This window comes from Enterococcus salsurae (genome assembly GCF_054784955.1).
On sequence record NZ_BAAHWY010000001.1, the window covers coordinates 108,308 to 124,431 of the forward strand.

Annotated in this window: 14 protein-coding genes; 2 read left to right on the plus strand and 12 right to left on the minus strand. The window is 41.5% G+C overall.

Annotated elements, in window-relative coordinates; translation table 11 throughout:
• Window positions 1-3: 3 nt before the first annotated feature.
• The 7 genes from murD to ACYVRS_RS00565 all read right to left on the minus strand — a co-directional run bounded on the left by murD (window position 4) and on the right by ACYVRS_RS00565 (window position 6,956).
• Window positions 4-1,371 carry a UDP-N-acetylmuramoyl-L-alanine--D-glutamate ligase gene (gene murD / locus ACYVRS_RS00535; protein WP_313538404.1) on the minus strand — a complete coding sequence of 456 codons (1,368 nt, stop codon included), beginning with the start codon at window positions 1,369-1,371 and terminating at the stop codon, window positions 4-6.
• 15 nt (window positions 1,372-1,386) lie between these two features.
• Entirely contained in the window at window positions 1,387-2,349 is a 963-nt protein-coding gene (gene mraY / locus ACYVRS_RS00540) for a phospho-N-acetylmuramoyl-pentapeptide-transferase (protein ID WP_312499298.1), read from the minus strand.
• Window positions 2,350-2,363: 14 nt separating this feature from the next.
• Window positions 2,364-4,559, minus strand: coding sequence for a penicillin-binding transpeptidase domain-containing protein (locus ACYVRS_RS00545; protein ID WP_461202137.1), 2,196 nt, complete (start codon window positions 4,557-4,559; stop codon window positions 2,364-2,366).
• Window positions 4,560-4,979, minus strand: a complete 420-nt coding sequence (gene ftsL / locus ACYVRS_RS00550; RefSeq protein ID WP_054115434.1) for a cell division protein FtsL — start codon at window positions 4,977-4,979, stop codon at window positions 4,560-4,562.
• 5 nt (window positions 4,980-4,984) lie between these two features.
• Window positions 4,985-5,944 carry a 16S rRNA (cytosine(1402)-N(4))-methyltransferase RsmH gene (rsmH, locus tag ACYVRS_RS00555; RefSeq protein ID WP_461198187.1) on the minus strand — a complete coding sequence of 320 codons (960 nt, stop codon included), beginning with the start codon at window positions 5,942-5,944 and terminating at the stop codon, window positions 4,985-4,987.
• A gap of 15 nt (window positions 5,945-5,959) precedes the next feature.
• Entirely contained in the window at window positions 5,960-6,391 is a 432-nt protein-coding gene (mraZ, locus tag ACYVRS_RS00560; RefSeq protein ID WP_312499293.1) for a division/cell wall cluster transcriptional repressor MraZ, read from the minus strand.
• 196 nt (window positions 6,392-6,587) lie between these two features.
• A complete protein-coding gene (locus tag ACYVRS_RS00565; protein WP_313538398.1) occupies window positions 6,588-6,956 on the minus strand; it encodes a DUF3397 domain-containing protein in 369 nt (122 codons plus the stop codon).
• Between the two features lie 325 nt (window positions 6,957-7,281).
• On the opposite strand from ACYVRS_RS00565, the gene ACYVRS_RS00570 reads away from it, so the two are divergent.
• A complete protein-coding gene (locus tag ACYVRS_RS00570) occupies window positions 7,282-7,401 on the plus strand; it encodes a DUF4044 domain-containing protein (RefSeq protein WP_082348610.1) in 120 nt (39 codons plus the stop codon).
• Between the two features lie 37 nt (window positions 7,402-7,438).
• On the opposite strand, the gene cls is transcribed toward ACYVRS_RS00570, so the two are convergent.
• From cls to secA, 5 genes are all read right to left on the minus strand, one after another.
• Window positions 7,439-8,884, minus strand: coding sequence for a cardiolipin synthase (gene cls, locus ACYVRS_RS00575; protein WP_461202139.1), 1,446 nt, complete (start codon window positions 8,882-8,884; stop codon window positions 7,439-7,441).
• A 132-nt stretch (window positions 8,885-9,016) separates the two neighbouring features.
• Window positions 9,017-9,901, minus strand: coding sequence for a permease-like cell division protein FtsX (gene ftsX, locus ACYVRS_RS00580; RefSeq protein WP_054115439.1), 885 nt, complete (start codon window positions 9,899-9,901; stop codon window positions 9,017-9,019).
• On the minus strand, window positions 9,894-10,580 hold the full coding sequence (gene ftsE, locus ACYVRS_RS00585; protein WP_054115440.1) for a cell division ATP-binding protein FtsE: 687 nt from the start codon (window positions 10,578-10,580) through the stop codon (window positions 9,894-9,896). Before ftsE ends, ftsX begins: the two co-directional genes overlap by 8 nt.
• Window positions 10,581-10,695: 115 nt before the next feature.
• Window positions 10,696-11,803, minus strand: a protein-coding gene (gene prfB, locus ACYVRS_RS00590) for a peptide chain release factor 2 (protein ID WP_461202141.1) whose coding sequence is annotated in 2 segments (ribosomal slippage) — window positions 10,696-11,730 and window positions 11,732-11,803 — 1,107 coding nt in all. Because the reading frame shifts where the segments join, the coding sequence is not laid out codon by codon here.
• A gap of 84 nt (window positions 11,804-11,887) precedes the next feature.
• A complete protein-coding gene (gene secA / locus ACYVRS_RS00595; RefSeq protein ID WP_461202143.1) occupies window positions 11,888-14,392 on the minus strand; it encodes a preprotein translocase subunit SecA in 2,505 nt (834 codons plus the stop codon).
• Between the two features lie 417 nt (window positions 14,393-14,809).
• Between secA and ACYVRS_RS00600 the strand changes: the two genes are divergently transcribed.
• The gene (locus ACYVRS_RS00600) at window positions 14,810-16,069 is read left to right on the plus strand and encodes an extracellular solute-binding protein (protein WP_312498609.1); all 1,260 of its coding nucleotides are present in this window, start codon (window positions 14,810-14,812) and stop codon (window positions 16,067-16,069) included.
• Window positions 16,070-16,124 lie beyond the last annotated feature (55 nt).

Genomic DNA, 16,124 nt, shown 5'->3' on the forward strand with positions numbered 1-16,124 from the left:
TTTTCACTCATTTCTTTTCAAATCTGATACGGCTGTCATAAACTTGTCACCACGTACCTCAAAGTTAGGGTATTGATCCCAACTGGCATTCGCTGGTGATAACAATATCGTGTCCCCTGCTTGACTATGTTTGAAAGCAAGAGGTACAGCCGTTGTTACATTTTCGGTTATTTCAATCTGTGGTACTTGTGCTTCTCTGGCAGCTTTGGCCAATTTTTCCTTTGTTTCGCCGAATAAGACGATTGCTTTTAAGCCTTTAAAATAAGGAATGAGATCATCAAAATCATTACCGCGGTCTAATCCGCCCGCCAACAATATCAAGTGTTGATTGTCAAACCCATCTAATGCCATTTTAGTGGCTAGACTATTGGTTGCTTTAGAATCATTATAGAATTTCACATCACGATAGGTACCGACATATTGCGTTCGATGAGGCACGCCGCTAAATGTGTGCAATGCTTCTTTGATGTCTTCGTTTGAAATACCTGATAATTTGCCCACTGCGATTGCCGCTAATGCATTCTCTACATTGTGACTGCCTGGTACGCCAACCTCCGTAACCGCCATGATGGCTTCATCATTAAAGTACAACTGACCATCTAGCAGATAGGCCCCTGCTACTTTTTCTTTTGTTGAAAAAGGCACCACTTTGGCTGCTGTTCGTGCTGCCAGTTTTTGCAGTTCAGGCTGATTCCAGTTGATGACCAAATAATCATCTGTTGTCATATTTTGCTGCAAACGCCATTTTGCATGGACATACTCAGGTCGGCTGCCATGATAATCGATATGGGCTTCATAGATATTGGTGATGACTGCGATATGCGGACGCAAGTGCTCAATCCCCATCAGCTGAAAACTAGACAATTCCATGACCAGTCGATCTGCTGCTGTAGCTGTTTGCGCAACAGAACTAGCTGGAAAACCGATATTTCCAGACAGAAGGGCTCGTCCTTCTGTCATACCTGCATTCAAGATGTGTGCGATCATCGTCGTTGTTGTGGTTTTGCCATTTGTCCCTGTGATACCAATGATCGGCGCATCCGAGATTTCATACGCCAATTCCACTTCCGTAATCACCGGAATGCCTTTGGCTATTGCGCCTTGCACAATCGGTTGGGTATACGGAATACCTGGGTTTTTGACCACCAATGAAAAGCCTTCATCCAGTAGTTCGATTGGATGACTGCCTGTGATCACTTTAATGCCTAACGCCAAAAGATCTTGTGCTTCTGGATTTTCAGCAAAAGGTTTGCCGTCATTGACGGTGACCAACGCACCCAAATCATGTAACAATTTGGCCGCGCTGAATCCACTTTTTGCTAATCCTAACACAAGAACTTTTTTATTTTGATATGATGTTATATTTTTCATTTTATTTTCCATCTCCTACCATACAATGACTAATGTAAGTATCGAACAAACCAGTGCAATACACCAAAAAACAGTGTCGATTTTCCATTCTGACCACCCACTCATTTCAAAGTGATGATGAATCGGAGACATTTTGAAGATTCGTTTGCCAGTTAGTTTGAAAGAAGCAACTTGCAACATGACACTGGCGGTTTCGCATACATAAATCAAACCTACCAGCAGCAATGTCCACTCTTGATGCAGCAAAATTGAAATCGCCGCTAAAAGACCACCTAAGGCAAGTGAACCAACGTCACCCATGAAAATCTTTGCAGGTTTACGATTGTAGGGAAAGAAGCCAATCAAACCGCCAATGACCGCTAAACACACGATCAATACATCGATTTGGCCTTGGCGCCAAGCAATGATGCCATAGGTTGCAAATGAAATTGTACCCAATCCAGCAACCAATCCATCTATGCCGTCGGTTAAATTGACCGCATTAGAAAATCCAACCAGCCAAAAAATAACGAACAAGCCATAAAAAATATTTAATGGAATAGCCATACCGAATAGGTTGAGGGTATTGGCATTCCCTTCAGATAAGAAAACCAAGTAAAATACGATACCACCAGCGATTTGTCCAATCAATTTCTGAAGTGAATTTAACCCCATATTTCTCTTTTTAAAGATTTTAATGAAGTCATCAATAAATCCTAGCGCGCCGTATAGCAAGGTGATAAACAAAAGAATGAACAATGATGTGGTGAGTTGCTGTTGCCAAGCACCAACCCAAATAGCTGTGATCATCGTTGCGATCAAAAAGACGAAGCCGCCCATGGTAGGTGTGCCCGCTTTGATGTTATGCCATTTAGGTCCTTCTCCACGAATCTCCTGCCCGTATTTCTTCATTTGAAAATACCCAATAAATAGGGGCATCGTAGCTGTTACAATGGCAAAACTACTCGCCAGCGGTAATATCATCTCTGTCCATTCCATTTTTTTCTCTCCTATTATTCGTTTTCGCTTAATGTAAATTTGATTGATTGTCCTGATAATTCTGTGTACGCCTCTACGCTTTGCGCCGTACAGTAGCCATCCCCTTCGAAGGTGACATCGATATTGAGCAGACTACCAAATTTGATCAGATCTGCTTTGGACCAACCTGTGGTATCCGGCATCTCATATGAATCACTATCTGTGATCAACAAGATACGTTCACCGGCCATCACTGTGGTGCCGCTATCTACAGACTGTGCGGTCACTGTATCGTCGTCGCCGATCACAACTGGGATCAGACCCAATTTTTGGACATCTGTTGCTGCAGACTCTGTATCTAAGTTGCGGTAATCATTGACAGTGATCGCGTCACTTGTTGTTGTCGTTTCTTCTAAAGAAGTATTTTTAAGATCCATGACCCGTTTCATCAACGGATTGGCAATTTCAGCTAAGACGGTGCTTTCATGTTTTTCCGGCAACTTGATCGTTAGATACAAAATATATTCTGGTTCTTCCGACGGAAACATCAAGACAACCGAATACAAATAATTTGATCCGCCAGATAAGTACTTGCCTGTATCCGGATCCGCTACTTGGGCTGTTCCTGTTTTGGCAGAAATATTATAGCCAGGCAATTCATAGACGCCGTATGCACTCCCATAATTTTCACTTTCAACAACATCTCGCATGTATTCACGCACTTTGGTCGCCGCATTTTCGGTGATTGGATGCCCAACTTCTTCGGTTTGAGTGACCGTGGTATCACCGGTTTGTGTGTCAACGATTTTGCTGATAAATTGTGGTTTCAACATCGTACCATTATTGGCTACCGACGTGAAAGCTTGCATCATTTGAAAATTGGTGACCCCGATCGCTTGTCCAAAAGAAGTCATTGCTTGACTGACTGGATTGTCTTCAGGGGTAATGCCGGTATTTTCATTGGGTAAACCAGAATAGGTGCTGCGCCCAAAGCCAAATTGTTTCAAGTATTGCTGCCAACGATCTGCCATCCGTTGCTCCAATGTCACCATGCCGATATTACTAGACCATGACAAGGCCTGACGCATCGTCAATGTGCCTTTTTGTCCATAATCCCAGTCATTGATCGTTGCATCATAGAGTTTCAACCCATCGCTGCTTGGGGTAAATGTTTCATTTTCATTGAAGATCCCTTGATCGATCGCCGCGGCTGTCGTCAAGATTTTCATGGTGGATCCCGGTTCATAATTGTCTTCTACTAAGAGATTCTGCCAATCATTGATAGAATCCAAATCTTCTGGATTGTAGGTTGGCCGTTGCGCCATGGCAATGATCTGCCCAGTTTTGGCATCCATTAGATTCGCCGTTACGTTTTCAGGATCATTGTCTTCGTATACCGAATCCATCAATGTTTCTAAGTAACTTTGGATGCGGCTATCGATTGTCGTATAGACATCTTTTCCGTCCACAGCTTCTACCGTTTCTGCAACGGTGCCTGGCAGTGGGTTCTGGTTATTGTCTTTTTGATAAACGATTTCACCATCCGTTCCAGAAAGAACGTCGTTGTAAGCAGCCTCCAAACCGGTCTTTCCTTCGAGACCGGTATCATCATCATTGGCTACCGCATAACCAATAAAGTGAGAAGAAAAAATACCGTTCGGGTATAAACGAGCAGGATGACTCTCAAAGTGAAATCCTGCGATTGCTTCTTTTTCCATTGCTTCTTCGATGGCTTTTTTCTGTTCTAAAGTGATATTATTGCCTTTACTCCCGAAGGACACTTGCCATAACTGATCGGCAACACCCGCTTTTAATTTATTCACGGTAGTATCTTCATCGATCCCTAGCGTATCAGAAAGAATTTTGGCTAATTTGGAAAAATTTTCTTCTTCCGCATATAGTTTCTTTTTGCCATCTACGTAGTTTTGATTCAACACAGCGTAAATTGAGTAAGAGGTAACATCTTCAGCGATCGCAATGCCGTTTCGGTCATAGATCGTTCCTCGTTTTGCCTGGATCACTTCACTGCCTTGATACAAGTTTTTGGTTTTTTCAGCCAAAGACGTACCTGCAACATCGCCAACGATCACGATATAGCTCAAACGCGTGACAAACAAAAAGAACAATCCAATACTCGTAGCAAAGAGAATAATACCTACTTTTTTGCGATTGTTCATCGTAGTTTGATTGTTCTTTTTTAAGTATTGCTTGAATTTATCTGTTAGCTTCATCTAATCCACTTTCCTTAAATTGCCATCATCGATGGTCAATCCTTGATCCTCAGCTATCTTCTTGATCCGATCGGTTTTAGAAAGTTCATTCTTTTCTTGTTCTAATTGTTCTGCTTCTGCTGTCTTTTCATTGATATCTGATTGGATCAATGAAATATCATGTTCAACTTGACTGATGTTGGTCCGAATGCTGATCGTTAAGATTGCTAAGGTGATCACAGCCAAAACAACAAAGGCAGCAATTAATTTTTCCAACGCAGAAATACTTTTTAACCGACGTTGCGGAGATGCTGGGATGCGAATCACTTCAGGACGCTGTGGGTCTTGGGGAAGTTTTTCAGCTATATGTTCAGTTTCTTCATTGAATGCACGTTCTTGAGACTCTGTGAATTCATAGTCATGGACTTTTAATTCTGCCATAGCTGCTACCCTTCGCTTTCCTTCGTTTTTTCCGCAATTCGCAGTTTCGCACTGCGTGAGCGATTGTTTTCCTCTACTTCTTCTTCAGAAGGTAAAATTGGTTTTCTAGTCACCAACTTCAAAGTTGGTTGAAATTCTTCTGGGATGATTGGCAATCCCGGAGGCATATCTTTGGGACTGCTATACTCCTTGAACATTGATTTAACGATGCGATCTTCTAATGAATGGAACGTAATGACACTAATGCGTCCATTTTTCGCCAAGCAATCAATGGCTTGTTCCAATGACGCTTCGATCACACCTAATTCATCATTGACAGCAATGCGGATTGCTTGGAAAACCCGTTTTGCAGGGTGTCCGCCTTTTCTCCGAGCTGGTGCCGGGATCGCTGTTTTAATGATTTCGACCAATTCACCTGTCGTTTCGATCGGACGTACAGCACGTACGCGCTCAATCTCACGGGCAATTTGTTTCGAAAATTTTTCTTCGCCATATCGGAAAAATATTTTGACCAATTGGTGGTACTCAAAATGATTCACAACATCATAAGCACTGAATGACGCAGATTGATCCATACGCATATCTAGCGGGGCGTCTTGGTGGTAACTAAAGCCGCGTTCAGCTTCATCTAATTGCGGCGAAGAAACGCCTAAGTCGTATAAAACCCCATCAACTTTGGTAACCCCTTGCGCTGCGAGTGCGTCATGCAAATAACGAAAATTACTTTTGATAAATGTCACCATGTTTTTTTCTATATAAGGTGCCAAACGAACTTTGGCATGATCGATTGCTTTTTGATCTTGATCAAAGGCATATAAATGACCTTTCTCGGACAACTGCGATAAGAGATATTCACTATGGCCAGCTCCACCTAATGTACAATCCACGTAGATGCCATCCGGACGTATATTCAGCCCATCGACTGTTTCTTGAAGCATCACGGTGTAGTGTTTGAAATCTGCCATTTACTTTTCCTCTTCCTATAAGCCAAAATCAATCATCGTTTCAGCAATTTCATCAAAATTTTCTTCCGCTTCAACGGTAAATGCTTGCCAACGTGCTTCATCCCAGATTTCAATTCGATTGGACACACCAATGATCACACAGCTTTTTGTCAATGCAGCATGCGTTCTTAGTGCAACGGGAATATTGATTCGGCCTTGTTTATCTACTTCACATTCAGTAGCGGCTGAATAAAAAAAGCGGACGAATGTTCGTGCATCTTTTTTTGCAAGCGGCATTTCGTTCAATTTCTCTTCAAGTGTTTCCCATTCTGACAAAGGATAGCCAAATAAACAGCCATCTAGTCCTCTTGTCACAACAAATTTTTCTCCAAGTTTTTCACGGAGTTTTGAAGGAACGATCAGTCGGCCTTTTGTATCGATAGCATGTTGATATTCACCCATAAACATCGACAAAAACCCCCAATCTCCACTTGATATTCACAGTCTACCACAATCCCCCACTTTCTACCACAAATTATATGAAATTTGGAAGGGAAGTTCTTTGACTATTCTTTACCAAATGGACAATTGCGGGTATAACGACTTTTTAACGTCTTTAAAAAAACTTTAAGCACTTCGTAGCGGCCGGTTGATCGTTTGTCGCTTATAGATAGCCAATTAGATTAAACATGACCAACACCACATGAAAAACGATCGTGAACAAAAAGATACTGCGCCAATACATCTTGCCATAGCGCCCGTAATCTATCTCTTGATAGTAGTATGCCTGAAAAACTGCTAACAATATCCCTAACAGTAATATTGACAACAGGTAGTAAAGGGTGATGGCTTGATCAAATGTATGAATAGATAGTTGATGGATACCAATAATCAAAAAAGGTACTGCGATATCTGGCGCTTTAAGATGAAATCGATCCTTCAAGGAAAACACCGACACCAAAAAGCGGCAAGCAAGATAGACGATAACTGGATAAATATACCAAAACAAAACGACTGGATTAAACGTTGACATACAAAAAACCCTCTCTAACAACTAGTGTCACTATACTTGATTTACTTTACAACCTTATTTCAGTTTCGTTAAAAATAGATAGACAAATAAGTCAGACAGCACATCATCTCACTTTTGTCCCAAAAAAGGCGATCGATCAGCTGAATAAGGAGTTTTCATCTTATATTAAAGCAGAAGGAAAGCACTTCAACAAGCCTATCTTCTGATTCTTACTTTAATTTTGCTATTTGGTTGTTTTTTTATTAATTTCTGCCGCCTTTACCTTGAGTTATCCGCAGAATGAAGGTAAACTGTCACTAGAATAACTCTTGAAGGTGGATTTAAGATGAACGAAAAAAAACCAAAAAGCACATTTGCCAAAGTTACACAGGTAGTCATTTGGACCATGCTGATTCTTACAGTAGGCTCAATTTTCTTAGCCGCATACACAAGTATCATGGGATAAAAAAACTTTCACAGTGCAGTGCACTGTGAAAGTTTTTTTATAATAAAGGCGAGATCAGCCGAGCCAATCCTTCTTTGATTTTGATCATGACAGCGCGTTGCTGGTAGCCTTCGATCGTTAATGCTTTCGCGTCCGCTGAATCACGTAAAAAAGCATCCCTTGCCTGCGCAGCCGTTTCTACATCATAAATGAGCGTGTTGACCTCAAAGTCTAATCGAAAGGACCGGACATCGATATTAGCAGAACCAATCGATACCACGCCACTATCGATGATCATGGTTTTGGCGTGCATAAAGCCTTTTTCATAGGTTTCGATCACAGCCCCAAACTGCAGCAACTCTGCCGCAAATGAATAAGTCGCCCAATATACAAAGGGATGATCTGGTTTATTGGGGATTTGGATATGCACTTTGACCCCTGATATCAAAGCCAATTTCAACGCATTATGGATCGATTCATCCGGAATATAATAAGGCGTTTGGATCAGGATCTCTTTTTTCGCCAGATTGATCATTTTCAAATAGGTCATTTTGATTTCTTCACGTTCTGTATCAGGTCCACTGGTTACTACTTGCGCTGCAACTGTGCCTGTGGTGTGGATGGTTGGAAATAGTGCTTCGTCATATTTGATTTCCAGCTTATGTTGCGAATTCCAATCCATTAAAAAGCGATTCTGTAATGAATACACAGCAGGACCTACAATACGCAAATGATTGTCCCGCCAATAACCGAACTTTTCAACTTCACCTAGATACTCATCCCCTACATTAAATCCGCCTGTATAACCAATTCGACCATCAATAACAACGATTTTACGGTGATTGCGATAGTTGATCCTCGGATTGACATAAGGAACAAACAACGGGAAAAAGAACGACACTTGACCGCCATGCAGACGCAGTTCTTCGAAAAATTTCAATGAAACACGAGAACTCCCCCATGCGTCTAATAAGACCCGCACCTTGACGCCGCGTTTAGCTGCCCTCACTAAAGATTGATTGACCAAAACCCCTAAAGCATCACTACGATAGATATAGTACTCCATGTGGATATGTGCCTCAGCTTGATCGATATCCGCAATCAATGCATCAAATTTCACTTTACCATCGGTGTATAGCGTCAATTGATTGCCTGTGGTATACAATGATTGCCCAAAAACCGTCAACAAATAGACCAATTGTTTGACCTCAACTTGATCAGTCGGCGGATGGGGAAAGAGTTGTCTTTTGAGGGCTTGCTTCTGCTCCGCCAACTCAACATTCAAGCCGACGTTGGCCTGCGTCCGCATATCAAAAATCTTTTCTTTAGAAATCCCCTTCCCAAGAAAGATATATAGCACAAAACCGACGATCGGCACAAATAACAAGACCAAAAGCCACGCCCATGTCTGCGCCGTTTGTTTGCGTTCTCTGAAAATAATAATGGCTGATAACAACAAATTGACGACAAAAAGAATCGTTACGAGATTATCCATATCAAACATACGGCCACCTCCACTCCTTACTCTCAACAAGCATATCGAAGACAGCGCTTAATGTAAAGCTACTCTTCACACAAATAGTTCCGTTCACCCGAAAAAAAAAAAGCCGATTCATCAGAATCAGCTTTCTTTCCATTATACTTTTAAGAAACGACGCATCGATAAGACTGACCCTAATGAACCAATCACAATACCGATCAGCGCCATGATGCCGCAAACTTGCAGCAAGAACAAATGAGGGGCGATCAAACTATAATTGGATCGCAGCAAAGAAGGATTAACCAATGCATAGACTTGGTGATAACCAAAATACATGATTGCAATCGGTACGATCGATCCTAATAGACCAATCCAACCACCTTCTAAGAAAAACGGCCAACGAATATAGCCATTTTTGGCCCCTACTAGACGCATGATCTGTATTTCTCTTTGTCGCGACATGATCGTGATCCGAATCGTATTCGAAATCAAGAACATGGCAACAAAGATCAAGAGCACTGCTGCTGCCAATCCCCACGTCCGTACAGCTGCCGATAGTGAAAAGATTCTATCAGAAGAATCACCGCCATAGTCTGCTTTAAAGACGTTGGCTAAATCTCCCGCTTGATCTGCAATATCTTTGGTATACTCAGGATCGGTTGCACTGACAACATAGACATTGTATAAAGGATTACTATCCCCTTCAAATAAGTTCCATGAGTCACCCATAGCATCTTGGATTTTCTTCAACTCGTCGTCACGACTAGAAAATTGAACATCTGATACATTCGGCAGATCTTTCAATTGTTGTTCAAGGGCATCCATGTCCTCTTGTTCTGTGCCAATATCAACAAAGACGGAAACATCAACGTTCTCACGGATATCCTCCGCTAATTTTGTGGCATTTAAGATGACACCTAAGAAAATGCCGACCAACGTCAATGTGATCGTTACCGCACTTAATGACGCGATGGTCATCCAACCATTTCGTTTTAAACTTTTGATACTCTCAAGGAGATGACGGAAAAACGTTCTAATCATCGTAGCCATATTCTCCTTCCGCTTGGTCGCGAATAATGCGGCCATTTTCGATTGCGATCACGCGATGGCGGATCGTATTGACGATTGTACTGTTGTGTGTTGCCATGACAACAGTCGTCCCTTGTGCGTTGATCCGATCCAACAGTTTCATGATTTCCCATGAGTTTTCTGGATCCAAATTCCCCGTAGGTTCATCTGCGATCAATACTTTTGGGGTATTGACGATAGCACGAGCAATCGATACCCGTTGTTGTTCTCCACCTGATAGTTCACTCGGGAAAACGCGTACTTTGTGTTTCAATCCCACTAAATCAAGGACTTCCATCACCCGTTTTTTAACATCTCGGGGTTTGCGCCCGATGACTTGCATCGCATAAGCAACATTTTCAAACACTGTTTTGCGCGGCAATAGTTTATAATCTTGGAAGACGACACCGATTTCTCTTCGCATCAATGGAATTTCACGACTTTTCATGCCGACTAAATCATAGCCCGCGACATTCAATACACCTTTGGTTGCTTTTTCTTCTCGATACATCAATTTGATAAAGGTAGATTTACCTGCCCCAGAAGGGCCAACAACGTAAACAAATTCTCCTTGATCAATTGAGATCGACAGGTTGCGGATAGCAGTCGTACCATTAGAGTACTTCTTCATTATGTCTTTCATTTCAATCATACAGCTATCTCTCCATCTCAAAAATTTTCATACTGGCTTATTATAGCATGAATATATTGCACGTTGCTTGCAACAGATTACAATTGTGTGTCAATCTGTTTAAGTGCATACATGGTTATTTTTGGTTTAGTTTTAGCTTCAAAAAGGCATCGATAAATCCATCTAAGTCACCATCCATCACAGCTTGCACATTTCCTGTTTCAAAGTTGGTGCGATGGTCTTTGACCATTGAATACGGATGGAATACATACGAACGGATCTGAGAACCCCAGCCGATCTCCATTTGCTCGCCTCTAAGTGCAGCGGCTTCTTGCTCTTTTTTCTCAACTTCTAATTGGTATAATTTGGCTTTCAACATCCCCATTGCTTGCTCGCGGTTTTTTAATTGTGAACGTTGCGCCTGACTTGCCACAACCGTACCAGTAGGAATATGCGTGATTCGAACGGCCGATTCCGTTTTGTTGATATGTTGTCCACCAGCGCCACTCGCTCGGTACGTATCGATCTTCAAATCATCAGAATTGATCTCCACATCGATATTCCCATCTAATTCAGGCATGACATCAACTGAACAAAAAGAGGTATGGCGACGTTTTGCCGAATCAAAAGGTGAGATTCGCACCAATCGATGAACACCTTTTTCTGATTTTAAATAACCATAAGCATTGTGCCCCTTGATCAGCAAAGTCACACTTTTGATCCCTGCTTCATCTCCTGCTTGATAGTCCAATGTTTCAACCGTATAGCCATGTTGTTCGCAAAATCGCGTATACATGCGTAATAGCATGCTGCCCCAGTCCTGTGATTCAGTACCACCCGCACCTGGATGCAATTCAATGATGGCATTGTTGCGGTCATAAGGCTCATCCAAAAGCATTGCCAATTCGTACGTCGCCATTTTGTCATTCAGCTTGTGCATGCGCTCAGATAATTCATCTTCCATCTCTGCATCCGGTTCTTCTTGGATCATTTCCAGCATGACCTCTAATTCTTCTAATTCTTCGGCTAGCTGATTGAATTGATCATAGGTTTCTTTATTGGCATTATTGGCATTGATGACTGTTTGAGCATGCTCAGCGTTGTCCCAAAAGGTTGGATCTGCCATCTGATGTTCTGCTTCAGCGATAGCTTCTTCTAATTGATCTAAGTCAAAGAGACCCCCTAAAACTATTTATTTTTTCTTGCATATCATTTAATTGATTTCGAATCTCTGCGATTTCCATTGATTTTCCTTCTTTCTTATAGGTATGGATACGGAAAAGTAGGCTGGACATCATTTTCTGCCAGCCTACTCCACCTTCACATTCTTACATATTTTTTCCGTGACAATTTTTGAATTTCTTGCCGCTGTCGCAAGGACATGGATCATTCCGTCCGACATTTTTGAAACTTGGCTCTTGTTTCGCAGGCGCTTCTTCAACACCTTGCGCTTCTCCTTGCGCCACTTGTTCACGTTGCACATTTTGACGGATCTCAGCCTTCATAAATAACCGTGTCACTTCATACTCAATCGCGCCAACCATATTTTCAAACATATTGTAGCCTTCTGTTTGGTATTCGACCAGTGGATTGTTTTGTCCATAGGCACGTAAGCCGACAGACTGACGCAATTGATCCATTGCATCGATGTGGTCCGTCCATTTTGTGTCTACAACACGCAGAATAACGACTTTTTCAAATTCGAGTAATTGTTCTGGACTATTCAATTGCTCTTTCTTTTTGTCAAAGACTTCTTGCGCGCGCTGATTCAAATAGTCTTTGATTTCTTGGGCAGATTTCCCTTTGATGCTGTCGATTGAGATCGTGTCTTCATGTACCAGCGCATTTGCCGCAAAGTCAACGATGCCTTCATAATTCCATTCAGTTTCTTCTAACTGTGTATGGCTGTCAACAACACGGTTGATCGAACGTTTGACCATATTCATCAATGTTTGTGATAAGTCTTGGTCTTCTTTGATAACTTCTTGTCGTTGGCCGTAGATGACTTCCCGCTGTTCCCGCATCACATCATCATATTGCAAAACGTTCTTCCGTGTATCATAGTTATTGCCTTCTACTCGTTTTTGCGCAGATTCAACTTGTTTTGACAACATTTTGCTTTGGATCACAGCATCTTCTTCATCGATTTTCATACGATCCAAGAAGACTTTGATTCTTTCTGAACCAAAACGTTTCATTAGATCATCTTCTAGAGAAAGATAGAATTGTGACATCCCAGGATCGCCTTGGCGTCCAGCACGTCCCCGTAATTGGTTATCGATCCGGCGAGATTCATGACGTTCCGTACCAACAACGGCCAATCCGCCTAATTCAGCGACACCCAGACCTAATTTGATATCTGTTCCCCGACCAGCCATATTCGTCGCAATCGTTACCGCACCTTTTTGACCCGCGTTCAGGATGATTTCTGCTTCTTTAAAGTGGTTTTTGGCATTCAACACTTCATGAGGCACTTTTTCACGATCTAACATGCTTGAAAGCAATTCAGACGTTTCAACAGCTACTGTACCAACTAGGACTGGCTGCCCTTTGCGGTGACGTTCTTTGATATCTTGAACAACTGCTTGGAACTTGCTTTCCAATGTTGGGTAAAGCAGATCTGCACGATCATCCCGGACGATTGGTTTGTTTGTCGGAATTTGAATAACCTGCATATTGTAGATTTCACGGAATTCTTCTTCTTCCGTTTTGGCCGTACCGGTCATTCCAGAAAGTTTTTTGTACATCCGGAAATAGTTCTGGAAAGTAATGGTCGCCATTGTTTTGGTTTCGTCTTCGATCTCAACATTTTCTTTGGCTTCAATAGCTTGGTGCAATCCGTCAGAATAACGACGTCCGTCCATGATACGCCCAGTAAATTGATCGACGATCAACACTTTTCCGTCTTGAACGACATAGTCAAAGTCGCGGATCATGATATAATTTGCCCGCAATGCTTGATCCATGTGGTGCGTCAACGCTGTATTTTCGATGTCATATAAATTATTCAAGCCGAATGTTTCTTCTGCTTTTTCGATTCCTTTTTCAGTCAAGCCAATCGTTTTTGATTGAATATCGATTTTATAATCTTCTTCTTCATTTAATCGTTTAACGAAATTGTCTACTCGATTATATAAGGCTGTCGATTTTTCTGCTTGGCCAGAGATGATCAATGGTGTTCTGGCTTCATCGATCAAGATTGAATCGACTTCATCGACGATGGCATAATTCAAAGGTCGTTGTACCATTTGATGACGGTAAACCACCATATTGTCTCTCAAATAGTCAAATCCAAGTTCATTGTTTGTGCTATATGTGATATCACATGCATAGGCAGCACGTTTTTCTTCAGCAGACTTCGAGTTGATATTCAACCCCACTGTCAAACCTAAGAAGTTGTAAAGATCGCCCATCTCAGTTGAGTCACGTGTTGCCAAATATTCATTGACTGTGACGACATGAACGCCTTCTCCGCTGATTGCATTTAAATAAACGGGCAATGTAGCCGTCAAGGTTTTCCCTTCACCGGTACGCATCTCAGGAATATTACCGTCATGCAAGACGACCCCACCCATCAATTGGACATGATAAGGATATAAACCAAGCACACGCTTCGCTGCTTCACGGACGACTGCAAAAGCTTCAGGCAATAATTGATCCAATGTTTCTCCACCTTGATAACGGCGACGAAACTCATCGGTTTTTTCACGAATTTGTTCATCTGTTAAAGCGGCCATTTCATCCGCGTGGGCTTCAACTTGAGTGGCAATATGGTCAAGACGTTTTAATTCTTTTTTATCGTTTTCGATTAATTTTCTAAAAAAATTGGCCATGCGTAACTAATTCTCCTTTTATATCTACTTTTCCAAGCTATAAACTCTCCTAACCATTTTATCACTTGTTCATCATAAATGAAATAATTTTCGTGATGGAAGTCCATCCTGCTATAAAAACTTAATCCATAAGCTGGTTTTCTCATTATTCTTGACCAAATTGAATTTTTTTACACCCTCGCAACCGATTGCTTTTAAACTCTACTATATTTTGCCCTTCTCTAAAATAATTACGAATTCACATTTATAATAAACGCCATTAAATCGTCTGAAAAATCTTTAAAATACTCTATATCACTGTTCTATCAAGGTTCTAGATATATTTTATAAAAAAAACAATTTACAGCTTGACTATTACCGCAATCGGTTGCATAATGATAGATGTAAACGTAATCATTCATATTAGGAGGAAATAAGATGAAGGTAGATGTAAAGAAATTACTTATTGGGGGCAGTATTCTTAGTTTATCCGCAGTGGTCTTAGGGGCCTGCGGCAGCAGCAACGATGCAACAGATACCTCAACAGCTGGCGATACAGAAACAAGCGCCAAAGTTGAAGGAGATATCAAATTATGGGTCGACACTGAACATATTGATGCGTTACAAGGTCAGGTCGATAAATTCGAAGAAGAATATCCAGATGTGACCGTGACTGTCGCTGTCGGTTCCTCAGCAGATGCCAAAGCAGATGTATCGAAAGATCCTGAGCAAGCAGCTGATGTGTTTATGATGCCTCATGATCAAGTCGGACAAATGGCTGAAGCTGGTCTCATTTATCCAATAGGAACAAAACAATCCGAAACGATCAAAGAAGACAATGTTGAAGCTGCAGTTGATGCTGTGACTTGGCAAGACAAAATCTATGGCTATCCATATGGTGTTGAGTCGCAAGTCCTTTACTACAATACATCTACTTTAACTGAAGATGATGTCAAAACTTGGGAAGGTCTAACGTCAGCAGGCGTGATCGGTACCAACTTTGCTGAAGATGGTGCCAACTATATTTTCGGTCCATTGTTTATGAGTAATGGCAATGTCTTATATGGTGAAAATGGTGAAGATATTAGTGGAACAAACTTTAATAATGAAGCCGGCATCGAAGTGATGCAATGGATCGCTGATCAAAAAGATAATTCAGGTGTGCTGCAAGCAAGCGAATCTGCCCTATCAGATTTACAATCAGGGAAATCTGATGCATTCCTTTCTGGTCCTTGGTCTAAAAATGATGTTGAAAAAGCATTAGGCGATAAAATGGGCGTTGCCGCATATCCTACGATCGATTTTGGAAGTGGCGCACAACAAATGAAGGCCTTTTTAGGGGTCAAATTATATGCAGTCAATCAACAAACAGAATCACCGCTAGCAGCAATGGCTTTGGCTGAGTACTTGAGCAATCAAGAAACACAAGAAATTGAATTCACTGAGAATGGTGTTGTTCCATCAAATAAAGAAGCCCAAGCTTCTGAGGCAGTCACTTCCGACGCAGTGGCAAAAGCAGTGATGGAAATGTCTGATAACGAACACTCTGTTGTTATGCCGAAACTACCTGAAATGGTTTCCTTCTGGCCACCAATGGATGCTTTGATCAACGATACCTACAAAGGACAAATCAGTCCAGATGAATTCCAAGACAAATTAGATAAATTTGTTTCTGATATTTCAAAAGTAAGCGAATAATCACATATGGGATAGAAAAGGGAAAGCAGGCTTTCCCTTTTCTAGTTAAGGAAAG